The 21,811-nt window shown below is 68.9% G+C and carries 18 protein-coding genes and 1 pseudogene; 6 read left to right on the top strand and 13 right to left on the bottom strand.

Annotated elements, in window-relative coordinates:
- Nucleotides 1–66: 66 nt before the first annotated feature.
- The gene (gene murU / locus SY91_RS00175) at nucleotides 67–789 is read right to left on the bottom strand and encodes an N-acetylmuramate alpha-1-phosphate uridylyltransferase MurU (RefSeq protein ID WP_034174409.1); all 723 of its coding nucleotides are present in this window, start codon (nucleotides 787–789) and stop codon (nucleotides 67–69) included.
- A gap of 25 nt (nucleotides 790–814) precedes the next feature.
- A complete protein-coding gene (locus tag SY91_RS00170) occupies nucleotides 815–1,864 on the bottom strand; it encodes an aminoglycoside phosphotransferase family protein (protein WP_006477857.1) in 1,050 nt (349 codons plus the stop codon).
- 221 nt (nucleotides 1,865–2,085) lie between these two features.
- Here SY91_RS00170 and SY91_RS00165 point away from each other — a divergent pair, with 221 nt between their 5' ends.
- Genes SY91_RS00165 through rsmA form a run of 4 tightly spaced genes read left to right on the top strand, consistent with a single transcriptional unit; the run spans nucleotide 2,086 to nucleotide 7,731 of the window.
- Nucleotides 2,086–4,446 carry an LPS-assembly protein LptD gene (locus SY91_RS00165; RefSeq protein WP_011546173.1) on the top strand — a complete coding sequence of 787 codons (2,361 nt, stop codon included), beginning with the start codon at nucleotides 2,086–2,088 and terminating at the stop codon, nucleotides 4,444–4,446.
- Nucleotides 4,447–4,497: 51 nt separating this feature from the next.
- The gene (locus tag SY91_RS00160; protein ID WP_011546172.1) at nucleotides 4,498–5,856 is read left to right on the top strand and encodes a peptidylprolyl isomerase; all 1,359 of its coding nucleotides are present in this window, start codon (nucleotides 4,498–4,500) and stop codon (nucleotides 5,854–5,856) included.
- A gap of 10 nt (nucleotides 5,857–5,866) precedes the next feature.
- A complete protein-coding gene (gene pdxA / locus SY91_RS00155) occupies nucleotides 5,867–6,856 on the top strand; it encodes a 4-hydroxythreonine-4-phosphate dehydrogenase PdxA (protein WP_023477429.1) in 990 nt (329 codons plus the stop codon).
- Nucleotides 6,857–6,903: 47 nt separating this feature from the next.
- On the top strand, nucleotides 6,904–7,731 hold the full coding sequence (gene rsmA, locus SY91_RS00150; protein ID WP_006477861.1) for a 16S rRNA (adenine(1518)-N(6)/adenine(1519)-N(6))-dimethyltransferase RsmA: 828 nt from the start codon (nucleotides 6,904–6,906) through the stop codon (nucleotides 7,729–7,731).
- 93 nt (nucleotides 7,732–7,824) lie between these two features.
- Here the strand turns inward: rsmA and SY91_RS00145 are convergent, their stop codons facing one another.
- The gene (locus SY91_RS00145; RefSeq protein WP_023477428.1) at nucleotides 7,825–8,760 is read right to left on the bottom strand and encodes a DMT family transporter; all 936 of its coding nucleotides are present in this window, start codon (nucleotides 8,758–8,760) and stop codon (nucleotides 7,825–7,827) included.
- Between the two features lie 362 nt (nucleotides 8,761–9,122).
- Here SY91_RS00145 and gloA point away from each other — a divergent pair, with 362 nt between their 5' ends.
- A complete protein-coding gene (gene gloA / locus SY91_RS00140; RefSeq protein WP_006477863.1) occupies nucleotides 9,123–9,506 on the top strand; it encodes a lactoylglutathione lyase in 384 nt (127 codons plus the stop codon).
- Between the two features lie 108 nt (nucleotides 9,507–9,614).
- On the opposite strand, the gene SY91_RS00135 is transcribed toward gloA, so the two are convergent.
- Genes SY91_RS00135 through glyQ form a run of 5 tightly spaced genes read right to left on the bottom strand, consistent with a single transcriptional unit; the run spans nucleotide 9,615 to nucleotide 15,055 of the window.
- Nucleotides 9,615–10,502 carry a M48 family metallopeptidase gene (locus SY91_RS00135; RefSeq protein ID WP_006477864.1) on the bottom strand — a complete coding sequence of 296 codons (888 nt, stop codon included), beginning with the start codon at nucleotides 10,500–10,502 and terminating at the stop codon, nucleotides 9,615–9,617.
- 45 nt (nucleotides 10,503–10,547) lie between these two features.
- Complete coding sequence (locus SY91_RS00130) at nucleotides 10,548–11,312, bottom strand: lysophospholipid acyltransferase family protein (protein ID WP_006477865.1); 765 nt, start codon at nucleotides 11,310–11,312, stop codon at nucleotides 10,548–10,550.
- Nucleotides 11,313–11,355: 43 nt separating this feature from the next.
- A complete protein-coding gene (gene gmhB, locus SY91_RS00125; RefSeq protein WP_023477426.1) occupies nucleotides 11,356–11,919 on the bottom strand; it encodes a D-glycero-beta-D-manno-heptose 1,7-bisphosphate 7-phosphatase in 564 nt (187 codons plus the stop codon).
- Nucleotides 11,920–11,929: 10 nt separating this feature from the next.
- Nucleotides 11,930–14,041: a glycine--tRNA ligase subunit beta gene (glyS, locus tag SY91_RS00120; protein WP_409557526.1), complete on the bottom strand. Its 2,112-nt coding sequence runs from the start codon at nucleotides 14,039–14,041 to the stop codon at nucleotides 11,930–11,932.
- A 9-nt stretch (nucleotides 14,042–14,050) separates the two neighbouring features.
- A complete protein-coding gene (gene glyQ, locus SY91_RS00115) occupies nucleotides 14,051–15,055 on the bottom strand; it encodes a glycine--tRNA ligase subunit alpha (RefSeq protein WP_006477868.1) in 1,005 nt (334 codons plus the stop codon).
- Between the two features lie 283 nt (nucleotides 15,056–15,338).
- Between glyQ and SY91_RS00110 the strand changes: the two genes are divergently transcribed.
- Entirely contained in the window at nucleotides 15,339–17,021 is a 1,683-nt protein-coding gene (locus SY91_RS00110) for a hypothetical protein (protein WP_185920993.1), read from the top strand.
- A gap of 54 nt (nucleotides 17,022–17,075) precedes the next feature.
- Here the strand turns inward: SY91_RS00110 and lnt are convergent, their stop codons facing one another.
- The 5 genes and pseudogenes from lnt to ybeY form a co-directional block, all read right to left on the bottom strand.
- The gene (gene lnt, locus SY91_RS00105) at nucleotides 17,076–18,776 is read right to left on the bottom strand and encodes an apolipoprotein N-acyltransferase (protein WP_034174412.1); all 1,701 of its coding nucleotides are present in this window, start codon (nucleotides 18,774–18,776) and stop codon (nucleotides 17,076–17,078) included.
- A 52-nt stretch (nucleotides 18,777–18,828) separates the two neighbouring features.
- Entirely contained in the window at nucleotides 18,829–19,716 is an 888-nt protein-coding gene (locus tag SY91_RS00100; protein WP_006477871.1) for an HlyC/CorC family transporter, read from the bottom strand.
- Nucleotides 19,717–20,011: 295 nt separating this feature from the next.
- Nucleotides 20,012–20,161, bottom strand: a complete 150-nt coding sequence (locus SY91_RS00095) for a hypothetical protein (protein WP_171984331.1) — start codon at nucleotides 20,159–20,161, stop codon at nucleotides 20,012–20,014.
- A gap of 88 nt (nucleotides 20,162–20,249) precedes the next feature.
- On the bottom strand, nucleotides 20,250–20,882 hold the full coding sequence (locus SY91_RS00090; protein WP_011546161.1) for a gamma-glutamylcyclotransferase: 633 nt from the start codon (nucleotides 20,880–20,882) through the stop codon (nucleotides 20,250–20,252).
- 12 nt (nucleotides 20,883–20,894) lie between these two features.
- A pseudogene (gene ybeY, locus SY91_RS00085) lies at nucleotides 20,895–21,670 on the bottom strand (rRNA maturation RNase YbeY).
- Nucleotides 21,671–21,811 lie beyond the last annotated feature (141 nt).

Here is a 21,811-nt window from a genome sequence, read left to right as displayed (position 1 = left end):
CACCGTCATCAGCCTGTGAGTCCATCGGCCGCCACGCCGGGGAACCGGCAGTCAGTCGCGAAACGATCAGCTTGCCGCGGCGCGCAGCCGCGCGTCGAGTTCGCCGAGCTGTGCGGGCGTGCCGACGTTCTCCCAGATGCCTTCGTACAGTTCGCCGCTTGCGTGGCCGGCTTCGATCGCCGCGCGATAGTACGGTGTCAGCGCGCGCCGCGTGCCGGGCTCGAGATCGCGGAACATCCGCGTGTCGTACAGGCCGATGTTGCCGAACGTGAAGCGCGCGGCGCCGTCGAGCGCCAGACAGCCGTCGTCGCCGAGCGCGAAGTCGCCGGCCGGGTGGAACGGCGGGTTCGGCACCATCACCAGGTGCATCGCCGGCGTGTCGAGCGCGGCCATCCGGGCGGCGCGCGGGGCGAGCGTCCGGTAGTCGAACGCGCAGTACACGTCGCCGCTGACGGCCGCGAACACGGCCGGCTGCCCGTCGCGCTCGATGAGCGGCAGCGCCTGCGCGATGCCGCCCGCGGTCTCCAGCGCGTCGCCTTCGGCCGAATACGCGAGCCGCACGCCCCAGCGCGAACCGTCGCCGAGCGCCGCCTCGATCTGCTCGCCGAGCCACGCGTGGTTGATCACGATCGTCTCGATGCCCGCCCGCGCGAGCGCCTCGATCTGCCACACGATCAGCGGCTTGCCGCCGACTTCGAGCAGCGGTTTCGGGCGGGTGTCGGTCAGCGGGCGCATCCGCTCGCCGCGTCCGGCGGCGAAGATCATCGCCGTGGTCAGGGTAGTGCTCATGTTCGACTGGGTGGCGTGAGGACGGTCAGAACGTATAGCCGACGTCGGCCGGCGCGTTGCCCTCGAGCTCGTCGAGCAGCTTCGCGAACGGCACGAGCGGGCGATAGCGCAGCGCGACCTTGCGCGCATAGGTCAGGAAGCGCGGCAGGTCGTTCAGGTAATGCGGCTTGCCGTCGCGATAGTTGATGCGCGCGAACAGGCCAAGGATCTTGATATGGCGCTGCAGCCCCATCCATTCGAGCTGGCGGTAGAACTCGCCGAAATCCGGATCGACCGGCAGGCCGGCCTTTTTCGCCTTTTCCCAGTAATACGCGAAGCAGTCGAGCTCGAACTCCTCGTCCCAGCTGATGAACGCGTCGCGCAGCAGCGACACGACGTCATACGTCAGCGGTCCGTACACGGCGTCCTGGAAGTCGAGCATGCCCGGGTTCGGCTCGCAGACCATCAGGTTGCGCGGCATGAAGTCGCGCAGCATGAAGCCCTGCGGCTGCGCGTGCGCGCTCGCGACCAGCAGCGCGAAGGTGCGGTCGAGCGTGCCGCGCATCGCGTCGGTGACCGGCTTGCCGAGGTGGCGGCCGACGAACCATTCGGGCAGCAGCTCCATTTCGCGGCGCAGGAACGCTTCGTCGAACGGCGGCAGCACGTCGGGCTTCGACGTGAGCTGGAAGCGGATCAGCGCATCGAGCGCGGCGCGCATCAGCGGGCGTGCGGCGGCCGGGTCGGCCGGATCGAGCACCGAGATGTACGACGTGCGGCCGAGGTCGGTCACCAGCATGAAGCCCGCGTCGAAATCGTGGGCCAGCACGTCCGGCACGTGGTCGCCGGCCGCGGCGAGCAACTGCGCGACCTGGACGAACTCGCGGCACTTCTCGGGCGGCGGCGCATCGACCGCGATCAGCGTGCCGCCGGCGCTCGTAGCCGACGCGACGCGGAAATAGCGGCGGAAACTGGCGTCCGACGAGGCGGGCGCGAGGGTCGACAGGTCGAGGGCGTAGCGCTCGGCGAGCGGGTGCAGCCACGCGGTGAGCGCGTCGAGGCGGGCGTCGGGCTGGGATGCGGCGGATGGGGGCGTCATGAAACTCGGCGGAGGGGGGAACGTCTTGCCATATAATACCCCACGACTTTTTTGACGCGCCCCGCGTCAGCTTCCGCCGTGCAGGCCCGCCGCCTGTCGCGCCGTCCGCCCGATCGCCTCCCCGGTTTGCGAAGAGCCGCAGTCGCGGCTCGACGGCGCGGCCGCCGCGCGCGAGGTGCCGTGCTGGCGCGGTTGACAAGGGGCGATTCGCCAAACGATAGATGCCGCCCAAACCGCTATTCCCGAATGTTTTCCCCGGTGACGGGGCGCCGCGCAAACGGCGGCTCGCGCTCGCGCTCCTGGCCGTGCCCGGCCTCGTGCCGGCCGTGTCGTATGCGCAGCTGTCGGGCGCGGCTGCGCAGCCGCAGCCGCTCGACTCGCCGTGGGATCTGCGTCTCGCGCCCCAGCTCGAGGATCATCCGCTGAAGGACGGCGCGAAGCCGGCCGCCTTCGTGATCGCCGACCATACGAGCGGCACCGCCGAGCAGGATCTCGCCGCGAAGGGTTCGGCCGAGCTGCGGCGCGGCGACGCCGTCGTGAAGGCCGACGCGATCCACTACGATCAGGATACCGACATGGCCGATGCGTACGGCCAGGTCAAGGTGATCAATGGCGGCACGTCGTTCGCCGGGCCCGAGGCGCACCTGAAGATCGAGGCGAACCAGGGCTTCATGACCGCACCGAAGTATCACTTCAACGTGACGGGCGGGTCAGGCAGCGCGGAGCGTGTCGACATGGTCGACAACGAGCGCTCGGTGTTCGTCAACGGCACGTACACGGCGTGCCAGTGCTCGACGAACCCCGCGTGGTACATCAAGGGCAGTCGCTTCGATTTCGATACGGGCGCCGACGAAGGCACCGCGCGCAACGGCGTGCTGTTCTTCCAGGGCGTGCCGATCTTCGCGAGCCCGTGGATGACGTTCCCGCTGTCGGGCGAGCGGCGCAGCGGCCTGCTGCCGCCGACGTTCTCGATGAACTCGAGCAACGGCTTCGAGCTGTCGCTGCCGTACTACTTCAACATCGCGCCGAACCGCGACCTGACGCTCACGCCGCGCATCATCTCGCGGCGCGGCGTGATGACCGAAGCGACGTTCCGCTATCTGTCGCCGTCGTATTCGGGCACGTTTACGGCCAATTACCTGCCGGATGACCGGCTCGCGCACCGCAACCGCTACGCGATCTACTGGCAGCACCAGCAGAACTTCGGCGGCGGCTTCGGCGGCTACGTCTATTACAACAAGGTCTCGGACAACACGTATCCCGAAGACCTCGGGTCGGCGAACCAGTTCATCAACGGGACGCAGACGCTGTACCAGCAGGAAGCGGGCCTCACGTACAACAACGGGCCGTGGTCGGTGCTCGCGCGCTACCAGCACTGGCAGACGCTGCCGCCGTCGATCGCGCCGTACAGCCGCGAGCCGCAGTTGAACGTGAAGTACACGAAGTACAACGTCGGCGGGTTCGACTTCGGCGCGGAAGCCGACTATTCGCGGTTCCGCATCACGACCGCCGATGCGACCGAAGGCGACCGGATCGTCTTCAACCCGTACATCTCGTACGGCGTGTACGGCCCCGGCTACTTCGTCGTGCCGAAGGTCCAGTACCACTTCGCGTCGTACGACCTGAACTACCTGTCGTCGACCACGCCGAACAGCCCGAAGCGCTTCACCGAGTCGATCCCGACCGTGACCTTCGACACGGGCCTGATCTTCGATCGCTCGGTGCGCCTGTTCGGCCAGGACTTCATCCAGACCCTCGAGCCGCGCCTGTACTACGTGTACACGCCGTATCGCGACCAGTCGAACGCGCCGCTGTTCGACACCGCGGAATCGGACTTCGGCCTCGCGGAGATCTACCAGCCGAACACGTTCGTCGGTAACGACCGGATCGCCGATGCGAACCGGATCACGGCCGGCCTGACGTCGCGCTTCATCGATCCGCGCACCGGCGACGAGCGCGCGCGCTTCGTGATCGCGCAGCAGTACTACTTCGCCGATCAGCGCGTCACGCTGAACCCCGGGCAGGCCGCCGTGCTGGCGCGCCACTCCGACCTGATCGTCGGCGCCGCGCTGAAGCTCGGCTCGGGCTTCATGTCGGAAACGGCATTCCAGTACAACCAGAACAACAACCAGCTCGTGAAGTCGAGCGTCGGTTTCGGCTACAGCCCGGGCGAGCGCCGCGTGATCAACGTCGGCTACCGCTATACGCGTGCGAACACCACGCTCGACAACCAGCCGATCAACCAGTTCCTGGTGTCCGCGCAATGGCCGCTCACGCGCCGCCTGTATGCGATCGGCCGTTTCAACTACGACCTCGCCGGAGATCGCGTGGTCGACGGTCTGGTCGGCTTACAATACGACGCGGATTGCTGGGCGCTCGGGGTCGGGGTGCAGCGGGCCGCGAACGGCATCAATTCGTCGGGACAGCAGAACTCGTCGACGCGATTCATGATGCAGCTGACGCTCAAGGGCTTGTCGACCGTCGACAACGGCCTCGTGTCGGCATTCCGCGCCGGGGTGCCGGGCTACACGCCGTTGCCGCCGCCGCCGCCGCCGATGTCCCGCTTCAGCAACTACGAGTAACGCCGGCATGTCTGCACCGGTCAGCACGATTTCAATGGAGTTCCAGTGGCAATGAAGAAAACCCTTCGTTTCGCGGCAGTCGTGTCCAGCCTCGCCGCGTCCGCCGCGCTGCTCGTCGCCGCGCCGGCCGCGGCGCAGGCGCTCGGTTCGCAAGGTGCGCAGCTCGCCGACGAAGTCGTCGCGGTCGTCAACAACGACGTGATCACGGGCCGCGAACTCGACCAGCGCGTCGGCCTGATCGCGCGCCGGCTGCAGCAGCAGAACGCCCCGGTGCCGCCGGCCGACCAGCTGCGCGCGCAGGTGCTGAACCAGATGGTGCTCGAGCGTATCCAGGTGCAGAAGGCCAAGGACGACGGAATCCGTATCGACGACGCGACCGTGCAGGCCACGCTGCAGCGTCTCGCGCAGGCGAACGGGATGACGCTCGACCAGTACCGCGGGCGCCTCGAGGCGCAAGGCGTGCCCTGGAGCATCTTCACGAACGACGCGCGCACCGAGCTGATGCTGTCGAAGCTGCGCGAGCGCGAGGTCGACGGCAAGATCACGGTGTCGGACGCCGAGGTCGCGAACTACATCGCGAGCCAGCGCGGGCCGAACGCGTCGCAGCAGCAGGACCTGCGCTTCCAGCACATCTTCATCAAGGCGCCCACCAACGCGCCGCAGGCCGACATCGAAGCCGCGCAGAAGAAGGCCGACGCGCTGCTGCAGCAGGCGAAGTCGGGCGCCGATTTCGAGCGCCTCGCGAAGAACAACTCCGAAGCGAACGACGCGAAGAAGGGCGGCGATCTCGGCTTCAAGTCGCCGAGCGCGCTGCCGGCCGACGTCGTCGATGCCGCGTCGAAGCTGCGCCCGGGCCAGGTCAACCCGACGCTGATCCGCGTGCCGGACGGCTTCGAGATCGTGCGCCTCGTCGATCGCCGCCAGAGCCAGGGCGCGAGCGCCGCGGCGCCGAAGATCGTCCAGACGCACGTGCGCCACATCCTGCTGCGCGTCGGCGAAGGCAAGTCCGAAGGCCAGGCGCGCCAGCAACTGGTCGACATCCGCAACCAGGTCGAGGCCGGCGGCGATTTCGCGAAGTTCGCGCGTACCTATTCGCAGGACGGTTCCGCGTCGCAGGGCGGCGATCTCGGCTGGATCAGCCCGGGCGAGACCGTGCCGGAATTCGAGCGCGCGATGAACAACCTGCAGGACGGCCAGATCAGCCAGCCGATTCGTACCGAATACGGCTACCACCTGATCCAGGTGCTGAACCGCCGCGAGGCGGAAGGGTCGGTGCAGCAGCAGATGGACATCGCCCGTCAGGCGATCGGCCAGCGCAAGGCCGAGCAGGCGTATGCCGACTGGCTGCGCGAGCTGCGCGACTCGTCGTACGTGCAGTACAAGATCGGCGGCGTCGGCCCGGCGAACTGAGCGAGCATCGATGACCACGCCCGCGCTGCAGATCGCGATCACGACCGGCGAACCCGCGGGAGTCGGCCCGGAGCTGACCGTGCAGGCGCTGCGTGACGCCGCGCAGCGCTGGCCCGACGCGCATTTCACCGTGCTCGGCGATGCGGCGTTGCTCGACGCGCGGGCCGCGGCGGTCGGCGCCGATCCGGCCACGCAGGCCGGTGGCGCGCAGGTGTCGGTCGCGCATCACGCGCTGGCCGTGCCCGCGCGGGCGGGCAAGCTGGACGCGGCAAACGGGCGGTACGTGCTCGGCCTGCTCGACGCGGCGATCGACGGCGCGCTGGCGGGCCGGTACGACGCGATCGTCACCGCGCCGCTGCAGAAAAGCACGATCAACGATGCGGGCGTGCCGTTCACCGGTCATACCGAATACCTGGCCGAGCGCACGCATACGCCGCGCGTCGTGATGATGCTGGCCGGCACCGGCAACCGGCCGCTGCGTGTCGCCCTCGCGACCACGCACCTGCCGCTGAAGGACGTATCGGCCGCGCTGACGATCGACGGGCTCGTCGAGACGCTCGCGATCATCGATCGCGACCTGCGGCGCGACTTCGGTCTCGCCGCACCGCGCATCCTCGTGACGGGCCTGAACCCGCACGCGGGCGAGAACGGTTATCTCGGCCGCGAGGAGATCGACGTGATCTCGCCGGCACTGGCCCGCGCGAACGCGCAACGCATCGACGCGCGCGGCCCGTATCCGGCCGACACGCTGTTCCAGCCGCGCCATCTGGCCGATGCCGATTGCGTGCTCGCGATGTTCCATGACCAGGGTCTGCCCGTGCTGAAGTACGCGACGTTCGGCGAGGGCATCAACGTGACGCTCGGGCTGCCGATCATCCGCACGTCGGTCGATCACGGCACCGCACTCGATCTGGCCGGCACGGGCCGCGCGGAACCGGGCAGCATGATCGCCGCGCTCGATACGGCCGTCACGATGGCGCGCCATCGCCGCGCAGCCTGACGCTGCCGGTTTACCCCATTCGTCGTATTTTTCGTTTCATTCAGTCGATGTCGAACAGCAGACAGCACCAAGGCCATTTCGCGCGCAAGCGCTTCGGGCAGAACTTCCTCGTCGATCACGGTGTGATCGACTCGATCGTCGCGACGATCGGCCCCGCGCGCGGCCAGCGGATGGTCGAGATCGGCCCGGGGCTCGGCGCGCTGACCGGGCCGCTGATCGAGCGTCTCGCGACGCCCGAGTCGCCGCTGCACGCGGTCGAGCTCGACCGCGACCTGATCGGGCGCCTGCAGCAACGCTTCGGCGCGCTGCTGGAACTGCACGCGGGCGACGCACTCGCGTTCGACTTCCGGTCGCTCGCAGCGCCCGGCGACAAGCCGTCGCTGCGGATCGTCGGCAACCTGCCGTACAACATTTCCAGCCCGCTGCTGTTTCACCTGATGACGTTCGCCGATGCGGTCATCGACCAGCATTTCATGCTGCAGAACGAAGTCGTCGAGCGGATGGTCGCGGAGCCGGGCACGAAGGCGTTTTCGCGGCTGTCCGTGATGCTGCAGTACCGGTACGTGATGGAAAAGATGCTCGACGTGCCGCCGGAATCGTTCCAGCCGCCGCCGAAGGTCGATTCGGCGATCGTCCGGATGATTCCGTACGAGCCGCACGAACTGCCGGACGTCGATCCCGCGCTGCTCGGCGAAATCGTCACGGCCGCGTTCTCGCAGCGTCGCAAGATGCTGCGCAATACACTCGGCGACTACCGCGAGACGATCGATTTCGATGCGCTCGGCTTCGATCTCGCGCGCCGTGCGGAGGACGTGAGCGTGGCCGAATACGTGGGCGTCGCGCAGGCGCTGGCGGCGCTGCGCAAGGCCGGATGACGGACGCGCGTGGCGCGAGCCCGCCACCGTTGTATCGAAGAGGGCTGCCCGACCGGCAGCCTTTTTTATTGCCTGCGCGTGTTGCGCCGGCCGTCACGCCCGCCGGCGCGGCGGCGCGTTGACGAGCGCGATGCCGATCAGCACGAGCGCGGCCGCCGACATGAAGCGCCAGCCGACCGATTCGCCGAGCAGCAGCACGCCGAACGCGACGCCGAACAGCGGCGACAGGAACGTGAAGACGGACAGCCGGGACGCGCTGTAGCGCGTCAGCAGCCAGAACCACGACAGGTAGCTGACGAACGCGACGATCACCGACTGGTACGCGAGGCTCGCCAGCGCGAGCGGCGTAACCTGCGCGAACGACATCTGGCCGCACAGCGCGGCGAGCGCGACCAGTACGAGCGCCGATACCGCGAGCTGGTAGAACAGCGTCTTGCTCGCGCTGGCCCGCGCGAGCGCCGTCGCGCGCACGACGACCGTCGTCGCGGCCCACATCGCACCGCCGAGAATGCCGAGCGCGTCGCCGGCGAGCCCGGCGAGCACGGATGCGCCGGGCATGCGCGGCTTCAGGAAGCCGTCCGCGAACGCGAGCGCGATGCCGGCGAATGCGAGGCCGACGCCGGCCCATTGCGCGCGCTGCAGCCGCTCGCCCGGTGCGAACAGGTGCAGGCCGAGCGCGGTGAAGCACGGCGCCGTGTACAGGAAGATCGCCATGTGCGACGCGCTCGTCAGCGTCAACCCGAAGAACACGCAGATGAATTCGCCGGCGAACAGCGCACCGGCCGCGAGCCCCGCACCGAACGTGCCGTCCGCCTGAAACAGCGGCGTGCCGCGCGAGCGCGCCCAGCCCCATAGCAGCAGCGCGGCGATCGCCGAGCGCAGCCCGGCCTGGAACATCGGCGCAATCGCGGCATTCGTGCTTTTGATCGCGACCTGCTGGAAGCCCCAGATCGCGCACAGCAGCAACATCAGGCCGACGGCGCGTGTATCGAGGGCGCGGCGCACGGGGGCGGCGGCAAGCGCGGTCATCGGCGCGCCTCGGGCGGGCATGGCGGCAACGAGGTAGGGCGGGCGGCGCGTCCGGCGCGCTCGAATCGGCGGTTTCGCACGGCAGTGTGGCGGCAACGAAAGAGGGTGGTCGCGGTCGGGCGGCGGCTCGCATGCCCGCTTTTGGTGCGAAGTGGAGGGATGTTACCTGATCGGCGCGGTGATCGGGCGAGCCGGGTCGTGGCGTTTCCGCCGCTGCGTTCGCGCGGTTCAACCGATGCGCCGCCCGGGCCGCCCCGGCTGGGCGCCCCCGGCTAGGCGCCCCCGGCTAGGCGCCCCCGGCGAATTTCACCCGACTCCGGTAGAATTTCCGGTTCTGGAAAGTCCCCACAGGAGTACAACACATGCGTTTGCTGCATACGATGCTGCGAGTCGGCGATCTCGACCGCTCGATCAAGTTCTATACCGAATTGCTCGGCATGAAGCTGCTGCGCCGCGAGGATTATCCGGAAGGCAAGTTCACGCTCGCGTTCGTCGGCTACGAAGACGAGAGCACGGGCACCGTGATCGAGCTGACCCACAACTGGGAGACGCCGTCCTACGATCTCGGCAACGGCTTCGGCCATCTGGCGGTGGCGGTCGACGATGCGTACGCGGCCTGCGAGAAGATCAAGGCGCAAGGCGGCAAGGTCACGCGCGAAGCGGGCCCGATGAAGCACGGCACGACCGTGATCGCGTTCGTCGAGGATCCGGACGGCTACAAGATCGAGTTCATCCAGAAGAAGTAAGTGCCGGACGAACCGGGCCGCGGCGTGCGACGTGCGCCGCGGCAGCGAAAAAGGGCGATGCGGGGTAATCCGCATCGCCCTTTTTCGTTGGCGCCGAAGCCGTGCGCGTCAAAGCGACGGCAGCAGCTCGGGCGGGTGATGCTTGAGCGTGTGCCGCGCTTCGCGGAACTCGGGGAAGATCGATTCGACGGTCTGCCAGAAGGCCGGGCTGTGGTTCATCTCGCGCAGGTGCGAAAGCTCGTGCGCGACGACGTAGTCGATGATCGACATCGGGAAATGAATCAGCCGCCAGTTCAGGCGGATCTTGCCGTCGCTCGAGCAGCTGCCCCAGCGCGTCGCGGCCGACGACAGCGCATACATCGAATACGTGACGCCGAGCTTTTCCGCGTAGACCACGAGGCGTTCGCCGAAGATGCGTTTCGCTTCGCCCTGCAGCCAGCCCTGCACGCGATCCTTGATCTGCTGCATGTCGGCCTGCACGGGCAGCGGCAGCGACAGCCGCAGCGCATCGGCGTCGAACGCGACGGCGCCCGCGCCGAGCGCGATCGTCACCGTCTTGCCGAGATACGGCAGCTGCGCGCCGTCGCGCCAGTCGATTTGCGGCAGCGCGCGCTGCTCGGTGCGCGTCTTCCACTCCGCGAGCTTCGCGAAGATCCAGCGTTGTTTCTCGGCGATCGCCGCTTCGATATCGGCGAGCGTGACCCAGCGCGGCGCGGTGATCGACAACCCGCTGCCGTCGATCGTGAAGCCGATCGTGCGGCGCGCGGAGCGCTTCAGCCGGTATTCGAGCACGCGGCTGTCGAGCGCGAACGTGCGCACGCGCGAGCGATCGGGCGCCCGGCCCGGATCGAGCGGCGCGGCGGGGGCGGCTTCGGGCGGTGCCGGCGGGGCGGCAGGCGCCGACGGCGCAGCGGCCGGCCCGTCGAAGAGCGGCAGATCCATCTGGCGATGATCGAGGGCCACGACGGCAGGCCGTGGCCGCGGACGCTGTTTCATCAGTTCGCTTCTTTTTGTCGTACGCAACGGCTGCAATCCGGGGCGTCAGGCGCGCGCGGCATCGCGGGTGCCGGCGTTGCCCGCCTGACGATACGCATCGGGATCGATGCGGCGCATTTCCGCTTCGATCCACGCTTCGACCTGCGAGTTCAATGCGTCGGGCGTCAGTCCTTCGCTCGCGATCGGCTTGCCGATCGACACCGTGACGACGCCCGGGAATTTCGTGAACGAGTTGCGCGGCCACACACGACCTGCATTGTGCGCGATCGGCACGACCGGCGTGCCGGTTTCGATCGCGAAGCGCGCGCCGCCCGTCTTGTATTTGCCCTGCTTGCCGACCGGCGTGCGCGTGCCTTCGGGGAACATGATCATCCATGCGCCTTCCGACAGGCGCTTCTTGCCCTGGCGGATCACCGACGCGAACGCGTTCTTGCCTTCCTTGCGGTTGATGTTGACCATGTGCAGCAGCCCGAGCGCCCAGCCGAAGAACGGCACGTACAGCAGCTCGCGCTTGAACACATAGCACAGCGGCTTGGGCATCAGCGCCGGAAACGCGAGCGTCTCCCACGCGGACTGGTGCTTCGACAGCAGCACGGCCGGGCCGTCGGGCAGGTTCTCGAACCCTTCGATCCGGTAGCGGATGCCGTTCAGCCAGCGCACGACCCACAGCGTCGACTTGCACCAGCCGGCCGCCATCCAGTAGCGCGCGTCGGGGCGCATGAACGGGAACGCGATGAAACACGCGGTGGCGTAGGGCACCGTGTACAGGATGAAGTAGATCAGCAGCAGCAGGGAGCGGACGAAGCGCATCGGCGTGAGTCTGGCGTTGGGGAGGATGCGCGCGGCAGCCGCATCACTCGTGTTCGTGTGAAAGAAAATCGAGCGCAAACGCGCGCAGATCGTCGTGGACCTTCGTGCCGTCCGGCAGATTGCCTGCGGCGAGCGTCTTCTTGCCCTTGCCGGTCAGCACGAGGTGCGGCTGGAAGCCGACCGCGACGCCGGCCAGCAGGTCGCGCAGCGAATCGCCGACGACCGGCGTGTGATCGGGATCGATCTCGAAGCGTTCGGCGATCATCTGCATCATGCCCGGTTTCGGCTTGCGGCAGTCGCAGTGATCCTCGGCCGTGTGCGGGCAGAAGAACACCGCGTCGATGCGCGCGCCGACCGCGGCCGCCGCGCGATGCATTTTCAGGTGCATCTCGTTGAGCGCGGCCATGTCGAACAGCCCGCGACCGATGCCGGACTGGTTGGTCGCGACGACCACGCGGTAGCCCGCGTGGTTGAGCCGGGCGATCGCCTCGAAGCTGCCGGGCAGCGCGATCCATTCGTCGGGCGTCTTGATGAACGCATCCGAATCGACGTTGATCACGCCGTCCCGGTCGAGGACGACGAGCTTTCGGTTGGGGCTGGTCGGCATCGTGCGGCCCTTATGCGGCGAGCTTCGAGATGTCGGCGACGCAGTTCATCTGCTGGTGCAGCGCGGACAGCAGCGCGAGACGGTTCGCGCGCAGGGCCGGATCTTCCGCGTTGACCATCACGTCGTTGAAGAACGTGTCGACCGGCGCGCGCAGCGCGGCGAGCGCCGACAGCGCGCCCGTGTACGCACGCGCCTCGAGTTGCGATTGCACGTGCGGCGTGACGGCCGCGAGCTGTTCGTGCAGCGCCTTCTCGGCGGCCTCGACGAGCAGCGTCGGCTGTACCGCGCCGTTCGCGCCGCCTTCCGACTTCTTCAGGATGTTCGAGATCCGCTTGTTCGCGGCCGCGAGTGCTTCGGCTTCCGCGAGGCGCGTGAATTCGCGCACCGCGTCGAGGCGCGCGACGAGATCGTCGATGCGCGTCGGGTTCAGGCTCAGCACCGCGTCGATTTCACCGGCCGAATAGCCGCGCTCGCGCAGCAGGCCGCGCAGGCGATCCATGAAGAACGCGAAGATCGCGTCCGTCGACTCGGCGACGCCCGGCACGCCGGCAAAGCGTGCGTGGGCCGTGCGCAGCAGCGACACGAGATCGAGTGGCAGCTGCTTTTCGAGCAGCAGGCGCAGCACGCCGAGCGCGTGACGGCGCAGCGCGAACGGGTCCTTCTCGCCGGTCGGCGCGAGGCCGATGCCCCAGATGCCGACGATCGTTTCGAGCTTGTCCGCGAGCGCGACGGCGGTCGACACCGGCGTCGTCGGCAGTGCGTCGCCGGAGAAGCGCGGCTGGTAGTGCTCGGCGCATGCGAGCGCGACGTCGTCGGCTTCGCCGTCGTGGCGCGCGTAGTACGTGCCCATCGTGCCCTGCAGTTCCGGGAACTCGCCGACCATGTCGGTCAGCAGGTCGGCCTTCGCGAGACGCGCGGCGCGCTTCGCGTGCGCGGTGTCGGCGCCGATCGCCGGGGCGATCTCGCCGGCCAGCGCCTCGAGGCGCTCGACGCGCGCGAGCGCCGAACCGAGCTTGTTGTGATAGACGACGTTCGCGAGCTGCGGCACGCGGTCGGCGAGCGGCTTCTTCTTGTCCTGCTCGAAGAAGAACTTCGCATCGGCGAGGCGCGGGCGCACGACGCGCTCGTTGCCTTCGATGATCTCGCCCGGCGTCTTCGTCTCGATGTTCGACACGATCAGGAAGCGCGAGCGCAGCTTGCCGGCGACGTCGGTCAGCGCGAAATACTTCTGGTTCGTCTGCATCGTGAGGATCAGGCATTCCTGCGGCACCTGCAGGAATTCGTCCTCGAAGCGGCACGGGTAGACGACCGGCCATTCGACCAGCGACGTGACTTCGTCGAGCAGCGACTCGGGCATCACGACCGTGTCGCCGTTCGCATGTTCGTTCAGCTGCGTGCGGATCGTTTCGCGGCGATCGGCGAAGTGCGCGATCACGCGGCCCTTGTCGCGCAGCGTGTCGGCATACGCGCGGGCATGCTGGATCGCGACCAGGCCGTCGGAGAGGAAGCGGTGGCCGAGCGTCGTGTCGCCGGCATCGACGCCGAACGCGGTGACGGGCACGACGCGATCGTCGTGCAGCACCGTCAGGCGATGCACGGGGCGCACGAACTTCACGTCCGAGCCGTCCGGGCGCTGGTACGTCATGAATTTCGGGATCGGCAGCTTCGCGAGCGCTTCGTCGAGCGCGGCCTGCAGGCCGTCGGCGAGCGTGGCGCCGGCCGCCGAGTAGTTGATGAAGAACGCTTCGGCCTTGCCGTCCTGCGCACGCTCGAGATCGGCGATCGACGCATTCGGGTGGCCGAGCGCCGCGAGCTTCTTCGCGAGCGGGGCCGTCGGCTTGCCTTCGGCGTCGAGCGCGACCGACACGGGCAGGACCTTTTCGCGGACCTGTTTGTCAGGCGCGACGGCGCGCACGTTCTGCACGACGACCGCGAGGCGGCGCGGCGTGGCGTAGCGCTCGAACACGAGTTCGCCTTCGATGAGGTCGCGCGCCGCGAGGCGTTGCGCGATGCCTTCGGCGAATGCGTCGCCAAGGCGCGCGAGGGCCTTCGGCGGCAGCTCTTCGGTCAGCAGTTCGACGAGCAGGGGGCGGGATGATTGTGCGTCATGGTTGGATTGAATCTCGTCTCGTCAGTCCTGATCGATCTTGCGTTCGACCTTGAGCGGCGGCGCCCATGCCGGCTGCGCGGCGTCCTGGGCGTCGGTGGTGAGGCCCGGCACGCCCGGCGGGTTGCCGAGCATCGGGAAGCCGAGCTTCTCGCGCGAGTCGTAGTAAGCCTGCGCGACGAGACGCGACAGCGCGCGGATGCGGCCGATGTACGCCGCCCGCTCGGTGACCGAGATCGCGCCGCGCGCGTCGAGCAGGTTGAACGTATGGCCGGCCTTCAGCACGAGCTCGTACGCGGGCAGCGCGAGCTGCGCGTCGATCATCTTCTTCGCTTCCGCTTCGTAGCTGTTGAAGAACGTGAACAGCAGGTCGACGTTCGCGTGCTCGAAGTTGTAGGTCGACTGCTCGACCTCGTTCTGGTGGTACACGTCGCCATACGACAGGCGGCGCAGCTCGGGGCCGTTCGGGCCTTGCTCTTCCCACTCGGTCCACACGAGGTCGTACACGTTCTCGACCTTCTGCAGGTACATCGCGAGGCGCTCAAGGCCGTACGTGATCTCGCCGAGCACCGGCTTGCATTCGAGGCCGCCGACTTCCTGGAAATACGTGAACTGCGTGACTTCCATCCCGTTCAGCCACACTTCCCAGCCGAGGCCCCACGCGCCGAGCGTCGGGTTTTCCCAGTCGTCCTCGACGAAGCGCACGTCGTTCTGCTTCAGGTCGAAGCCGAGCGCCTCGAGCGAGCCGAGGTACAGGTCGAGGATGTTTTCCGGCGCCGGCTTGAGCACGACCTGGTACTGGTAGTAGTGCTGCAGGCGGTTCGGGTTTTCGCCGTAGCGGCCGTCCTTCGGGCGGCGCGACGGCTGCACGTACGCGGCGCGCCACGGCTCGGGGCCGACCGCGCGCAGGAACGTATGGACGTGCGACGTGCCCGCGCCGACTTCCATGTCGATGGGCTGGAGCAGGGCGCAACCCTGCTTGTCCCAGTAGGACTGCAGCGTCAGGATGATTTGCTGAAACGTAAGCATGAAGAGCCTTCGTGGCGCTGGCGCTCCGTTGCGGACGGCGCTCCGGGCGGGCCCGGAGGGTCGGCTCGCGCGGCGGCGCGGCTTGTTAGTGTGCTGAAACGCGTAATTTTACCGGATCGGCGACCGGATGCGGCCGGAAGGCGGATGCGCGCACCGCCGCACCGGTCCGGCGGCCTGCGCGCACGTGCGCGGCGCCCATGCCGCGGCGCGTCGCGCGGGCGGTAAGATGCGCGTATTGCGGCGCGCCACGCGTGCCGCGTCACCGCTTGCCGACGCCGACTGCATGGACGACCCGAACGACATCCTGATTCCGCTGCTTCCGCCGTTACTCGCACTGCTCGGGCAGGCCGCCGACGCGCAGGCGCGCGGCGAGCGCGCCGCGCACGATCTGTGGTTGGCCGCTGCCGCCCATCTGCATGCGGTCGATGCCGATGCGCTGGTGCGGCTCACGACGGCGCTCGTCGCGCGGCAGCGCACGGCCGACGCGCTCGCGCTCGCCGAATGCGCGGTGCGCGTGCAGCCGGGCGCGGCCACGCACTTCAACCACGGTTACGCGCTGCAGATGGCCGGCCGTCACGCGGATGCGGTCGCGCCGTACCGCGCGGCGCTCGCGATCGATGCCGGCTGGCCGTCGCTGCGCAACAACCTCGCGATCGCGCTGCGCTTGTCGGGCGCGGATCGCGCGGAAGAAATCGCGCTGCTCGACGCGGCCGTGAAGCACGATCCGCGGGACGTGCAGGCGTGGATCAACCTCGTCGTCGCGCGGATCGCGACGCACGATCTGGACGCTGCGCTCGCGTGCGCCGAGCGGCTCGCCGACCTCGCGCCCGACAACGCGCTCGCGATGAACAACGTCGCGATGGCGATGAAGGAGGCGCAGCGCTGGGACGAGGCCGAGCGCCATGCGGCGCGCGCATGCGAGCTGGCGCCCGACGATGCGTCGTTCCGCTTCAATCTCGCGATCATCCAGCTCGTGCGCGGCAACCACGCGGCCGGCTGGCGCGGCCACGAGGCGCGCTGGGATGGCGCGGGCGAGTTGCGCGGCCGCCGGCCGGCGCTGCCGGGCCCGCGCTGGCAGGGCGAGCCGCTCGCCGGCAAGACGCTGCTGGTGTGGGGCGAGCAGGGGCTCGGCGACGTGCTGCAGTTCTGCCGCTTCGTCGTGCCGCTCGCCGAGCGCGTGCATCGCGAGGGCGGCCGGCTCGCGTGGAATACGTTTCCGGCGCTCGGCACGCTGATGCAGCGCAGCCTCGGTGCGCACGCGGACGTGTTCGGCGCGGGCGGCGGCATCGATGCGTTGCCGGCATTCGATTACGAAGTGCCGCTGATCGGCCTGCCGCTGATGCTCGGCATGGAGGCGTCGACGCTCGCCGCCTCGGTGCCGTACCTGCGGGCCGAACCGGGCGCACGCGACGCGTGGCGCGCGCGGCTCGCGGGCGACGGCCGGCTGAAGGTCGGGCTCGTGTGGACGGGCAGTGCGGGCCACCAGCGCAATCCGTTCCGGCGCGTCGGGCTCGAGCGCTATGCCGACGCGTTTCGCGGCGTCGACGGCGTCACGTTCTATTCGCTGCAGCCGGGTGCGGACGCGGACGTCGCCGCCGCGCGCGCGGCCGGATTCGCGATCGAGGACCATACGGCCGAATTGACGAGCTTCGACGATACGGCCGCGTTCATCGGCGCGCTGGATCTCGTGATCACCGTGTGCACGTCGGTCGCGCATCTGGCCGGCGCGCTCGGCGCGCGCACCTGGGTGCTGCTCGACGTGAATCCGCACTGGCCGTGGCTGCTCGAGCGCCGGGACAGCCCGTGGTATCCGACCGCGACGTTGTACCGGCAGCCGACGTTCGGCGCGTGGGCGCCGGTGATGGAGGAAGTGAGCCGCGATCTGCGGCGCATCGCCGCGCAGCCGGAGCAACTGGACCAACTGGACCAACTGGACCAACTGGACCAATCGGACCGTCAGGCCTGAGCGGCCGGCCGGTTCGCGGTCACGGGCCGCCGCGCGCGGCGGCGGCCCGTCGCGTCATTCCGCTTCGCTGCCGCCGGGCTTCCGGCCATTGCGCCGGCGCAGCCCGGGCCCGAACGTGAAGCCGAACGCGAGCAGCACCAGCGACACCGCGAGCACGATGTTGTTGCCGCTCGTCACGTACGGCGTGAAGCCGCTCGTGCCTTCGATCCGCACGTCGAGCGAGCCGATCGTGAACGGCTTCAACTGGCCGAGTACGCGCCCGTGTGCGTCGATCGCGGCCGTCATCCCGGTATTGGTCGAGCGCAGCATCGGCCGGCCCGTTTCGAGCGAGCGCATCCGCGCGATCTGCAGGTGCTGGTCGAGCGCGATCGTGTCGCCGAACCACGCGAGGTTCGTCACGTTGACGAGCACGCCGGGCGGCTGCGGGTTGTCGCGGATCGTCGCGGCGATTTCCTCGCCGAACAAGTCCTCGTAGCAGATATCGGCCATCACCGGCTGGTTGTGCACGAGGAACGGCTTCTGCACCGGCGCGCCGCGCGCGAAGTCGCCGAGCGGCATCTTCATCAGGTTGACGAACCACCGGAAGCCCCACGGGATGAATTCGCCGAAGGGCACGAGGTGATGCTTGTCGTAGTGATAGATGTCGCGCGAATTCGGCGTCACGCCATACAGGCTGTTCGTGTAGTCGACGTAGTGGCCGTCCTCGGTCACCGACGCGCCGACCGCGCCGAACAGCACGGCCGAACCGGTCGTGTCGCTGAACTTGCGGATCGCGACGGCGAACGGCTCCGGCAGCTCCTGGATCATCACCGCGATCGCGGTCTCGGGCGTGACGATCAGGTCGGCCGGCTTCTCGACGATCATCTGCTGGTACATCTTGATCGCCGCGTCGATGCCTTCCTGCTCGAACTTGATGTCCTGCTTCACGTTGCCCTGCAGCAGCCGCACGGTGAGCGGGGTGTTCGCAGGCACGGTCCACGTGACCTGCGACAGCCCGACGCCGGCCGCGACCAGCGCGACGGCGATGGCGGCCGGCGCGGCGATGCGCACGCGGGCGTTGCCGCGCGGTGCGCCGGCACCGCCGTCACGCCCCGGCGACGGGCGCGCGGCGGCGAGCGCCTGCACGACCAGCGCGGCGAACAGCGCGAGCACCCACGCGATCCCGTACACGCCGACGACCGGCGCAAAGCCCGCGAACGGGCCGTCGACCTGCGGGTAGCCGCTGCCAAGCCACGGAAAGCCGGTGAACACGGTGCCGCGCAGCCATTCGCCGAGCGCCCACGCGCTCGCGAATGCAAACGCGCCGTGCCAGGTGGGCGAGAACGGCCGCGGGTCGGGCTCGCGGCGGTGCCACGCATGGCCCGCGCAGAACGACCACAGCCCGGCCGAGAACGCCGGGTACAGCGACAGGTACAGCGAGAACAGCACGAGCGCGCCGCCCGCGAGCGGCGCGGCCATCTCGCCGTACACGTGCATGCTGATGTAGAGCCACCAGACGCCGGTGATGAAGTTGCCGAAGCCGAACGCGCCACCGGTGAGCGCGGCGCCGCGCCAGCTCGACGTGCGCGTCAGCTGTGCGAAAAACCAGACGAATACGACGAGTTGCAGCCAGCCGCCATGCGGCGTGGGCGCGAAGCTGAGCGTATTGGCCGCGCCGGCGAGCAGCGCGGCCGGATAGTGCCAGCGCGGCAGCGCGCGGCCGGGCGCCGGCGCGAGAAGGCCGCCAGCCGGGCGGGACGGGATCGGATCGTCCATGTGAAGCGGAAGAGGGCGAGCGGTTGAAGGAGGCGCGGCTGGCGCGGAGCGGTCAGTCTTCGTGCGAGGTTTCGGCGCGACGGCTGGCGAGCGGGTTGCGGCGCACCAGCAGCACATGAACCTGGCGCGCATCGCCGCGCTGGATTTCGAACACGAGGTTGCCGAGCTGCAGCTTCTCGCCGCGATGCGGCACGCGTCCGAAATGATGGGTGATCAGCCCGCCGATCGTGTCGACTTCGTCGTCGGGGAAATCGGTGCCGAACACCTCGTTGAACTGCTCGATCTCGGTGAGCGCGCGCACGCGGTAGCGGCCGTCCGGCCCCGAGATGATGTTGCCGGCTTCCTCGTCGAAGTCGTATTCGTCCTCGATGTCGCCGACGATCTGTTCGAGCACGTCCTCGATCGTGATCAGGCCCGCGACGCCGCCGTATTCGTCGACGACGATCGCCAGGTGGTTGCGGTTCACGCGGAAGTCGTGCAGCAGCACGTTCAGGCGCTTCGATTCCGGAATGAACACGGCCGGGCGCAGCATCCCGCGCACGTCGAACTCTTCCTCGGCGTAGAAGCGCAGCAGATCCTTCGCGAGCAGCACGCCGATCACGTTGTCGCGGTTCTCCTCGAACACGGGATAGCGCGAGTGCGCCTTTTCGAGGACGAACGGGATGAAATCCTCGGGCTTGTCGGCGATGTTGATCGCGTCCATCTGCGCGCGCGGCACCATGATGTCGCGCGCGCACAGATCGGAGACCTGGAACACGCCTTCGATCATCGACAGCGAATCGGCGTCGATCAGGTTGCGTTCGTGGGCGTCCTGGAGGATTTCCAGCAGCTCGCCGCGGGATTCGGGCTCGGGCGAGATGAAGTCGGTCAGGCGCTCGAGCAGCGAGCGCTTTTCTTGCGGTTTGTCGGTTGGCTTACGACTGGGATACGAATCGTTCATGGTGGTGCGCCCGGGTCATGCCGGAGCGCGCGGTCACGGAGTAGGCAAGGATACACCAAGGGCACGACGCGACCGTGTCACCCCGGCCGCACGGCCAGGATGGGCGGCTCGCGCGGGCCCCGCTCGCGGACGGCCGCGCCGGGCGCGGCGTCGTCTTCGGGTCCATCCTATCGCAGAAAGGGTCGGCGGGGCGTGGCGGCCAAAAAACGCTGGCGGGAAGCGCGGCGCGGCCCGACGCGGGAAATCGGCCGTGACGGCGGCATTCTGCCGCAGGCGGGCGCCGCCGGCGCGCCGCTCAGAATCGCATGCCGGCCGAGCAGCCGCCGGCGGCCGCGCCGTTGGTGGCTGCGCCGCCGCAGCCGAGTATGCCGCAGCCGGACAGCGCGACGCTCGCGGCGACGAGCAGCGCGGCGATCCTGCAACGCGACCAGCGTGACGGTTTCATCGGGTGTGTCCTCGTGCGGATGCGCGGGATGCGCTGGCTGAGCGGTGTCGCATGGCGGCGGGCCGCGCGTCGTGCGGGATCAGCGGGATCAGCGGCATCGCGCCAGCAGCCCTTCCAGCGCGCGATCGGGGATGCCGCTCGCGCGCAGCGCGTCGACCGTGCGGCTCACGTAGTCGAGCGTCGTGCCGTAGCGGCCGGCCGCGCAGCCGAACACTTCCTTCACGACGGGGTCGGGCAGCTTGCCCGTATAGGTCGGTGCGTCGCGGCGCATCACGAACGCGAGCGCGTTCACGCGTTCGCCGGTCTCGAGCGAGCACGGCAGCCACGCAGGCCGGTACGAGCCCATCGGCATCTCGCGTTTCCACAATGTCTCGAGATGCGGCTGCGCGGTCGGGCCGGAGAGCCGGAATGCGATGCCCGAGCACGAGCCGCCGCGATCGAGCGCGAGCACGAGGCCCGGCCGTTCGGGGGTGCCGCGGTTCACGCGCGACCACAGGTAGAGCCCGCGGTGATAGCCGTGCACCTTGCCGCGCACGGCGGCGACGGTCGGCAGGCCGGGGTTCCAGATCAGCGAGCCATAGCCGAACAGCCAGAGATCCTGCTGGCCGTCCCAGTCGCGCATCGTATGCGCGAGCGACGCCGCGAGCTCGTCTTCCGTCAGCAGACGGCCTTCGCCGATCGACGGCGGGTAGGCGGGCGGCAGCATCGCGGCGTTACGCATCGGGCGGACGGCTTACTGGTACGGGTTCGGGAAACCCAGTTTCGCGAGGATGTCGACTTCGAGCGCTTCCATTTCGGCCGCGTCCTCGTCGCTCGTCTCGTGGTCGTAGCCCTGCGCGTGCAGCGCGCCGTGCACCAGCAGGTGCGCGTAATGGGCCGCGAGCGGCTTGCCCTGGTCGTGCGCTTCCTTCTCGACCACCGGGCAGCACAGCACGAGGTCGCCGATCACGGTGCCGTCGGGCGCCGCGTCGTACGCGAAGGTCAGCACGTTGGTCGGATAGTCCTTGTGGCGGTAGCCGGCATTCAGCGTCCGGCCTTCGTTTTCGCCGACGAAGCGCACGGTGAGCTGCGCGCTCGCGAACAGCGCCGGCTCGATCCACTCGGCGATCAGCTTGCGCTTCGGCAGCGTCTTGCGCACGTCGCTCGTGATCTCGTCGCCGTACTGCACGGACAGGTCGAGCTCCAGCGCGCGCGGCTCGTCTTCGGGGTCGTCCTCGCGCGGCGCGAACTCGGCGCCGACGTGCAGCGTCACGCTGTCGTAGTGCTCGGGCTGCAGCGCGAGCTTCGCGCGCATCGCCGGATCGTTGTGCTGCGCGACGATCGCGACGGCCGCGTCGCCCGAGCTGCCCGACAGGTCGAACATCAGGCTGCGGCCGTCCGGGAAGTCGATCCGCAGCCCTTGCGCGTTGACGGTGCGGGCTTTGCCCTTCGCGTCGAACAGCGAAAGGCGGGGGATTCGGGCGCGGCGGACGGGGCGCGGCCGGACTTGCGGGAACGGGAGGATTTCATGACGCGTACGGCGATTGGGACGCGTTGAGGATACACCAAACGGCCGATCGCGCCCGAATTCGGACCGGCTGCGTACGGGCGGAAAAAAGCCCGGCGCGCCGTCTGGCGGGCCGGGCCGGGGCAGCGCGCAGGCGCCGCCGC

The sequence above is a fragment of the Burkholderia cenocepacia genome, assembly GCF_014211915.1.
Classification (GTDB): Bacteria; Pseudomonadota; Gammaproteobacteria; order Burkholderiales; family Burkholderiaceae; genus Burkholderia; species Burkholderia orbicola.
The sequence above is the reverse complement of the archived record's forward strand: the minus strand, read 5'-3'. Positions and strand labels throughout refer to the sequence as shown.

Coding starts and splice junctions, on each gene's coding strand:
- glyQ (WP_006477868.1), bottom strand. CDS start 15,055: ATGCTTACGTTTCAGCAAATCATCCTGACGCTGCAGTCCTACTGGGAC.
- SY91_RS00135 (WP_006477864.1), bottom strand. CDS start 10,502: ATGAAACAGCGTCCGCGGCCACGGCCTGCCGTCGTGGCCCTCGATCAT.
- rsmA (WP_006477861.1), top strand. CDS start 6,904: ATGTCGAACAGCAGACAGCACCAAGGCCATTTCGCGCGCAAGCGCTTC.
- SY91_RS00095 (WP_171984331.1), bottom strand. CDS start 20,161: ATGAAACCGTCACGCTGGTCGCGTTGCAGGATCGCCGCGCTGCTCGTC.
- SY91_RS00130 (WP_006477865.1), bottom strand. CDS start 11,312: ATGCGCTTCGTCCGCTCCCTGCTGCTGCTGATCTACTTCATCCTGTAC.
- SY91_RS00090 (WP_011546161.1), bottom strand. CDS start 20,882: ATGCGTAACGCCGCGATGCTGCCGCCCGCCTACCCGCCGTCGATCGGC.
- SY91_RS00165 (WP_011546173.1), top strand. CDS start 2,086: ATGCCGCCCAAACCGCTATTCCCGAATGTTTTCCCCGGTGACGGGGCG.
- murU (WP_034174409.1), bottom strand. CDS start 789: ATGAGCACTACCCTGACCACGGCGATGATCTTCGCCGCCGGACGCGGC.
- SY91_RS00110 (WP_185920993.1), top strand. CDS start 15,339: ATGGACGACCCGAACGACATCCTGATTCCGCTGCTTCCGCCGTTACTC.
- gmhB (WP_023477426.1), bottom strand. CDS start 11,919: ATGCCGACCAGCCCCAACCGAAAGCTCGTCGTCCTCGACCGGGACGGC.
- SY91_RS00170 (WP_006477857.1), bottom strand. CDS start 1,864: ATGACGCCCCCATCCGCCGCATCCCAGCCCGACGCCCGCCTCGACGCG.
- SY91_RS00145 (WP_023477428.1), bottom strand. CDS start 8,760: ATGACCGCGCTTGCCGCCGCCCCCGTGCGCCGCGCCCTCGATACACGC.
- lnt (WP_034174412.1), bottom strand. CDS start 18,776: ATGGACGATCCGATCCCGTCCCGCCCGGCTGGCGGCCTTCTCGCGCCG.
- SY91_RS00100 (WP_006477871.1), bottom strand. CDS start 19,716: ATGAACGATTCGTATCCCAGTCGTAAGCCAACCGACAAACCGCAAGAA.
- SY91_RS00160 (WP_011546172.1), top strand. CDS start 4,498: ATGAAGAAAACCCTTCGTTTCGCGGCAGTCGTGTCCAGCCTCGCCGCG.
- pdxA (WP_023477429.1), top strand. CDS start 5,867: ATGACCACGCCCGCGCTGCAGATCGCGATCACGACCGGCGAACCCGCG.
- gloA (WP_006477863.1), top strand. CDS start 9,123: ATGCGTTTGCTGCATACGATGCTGCGAGTCGGCGATCTCGACCGCTCG.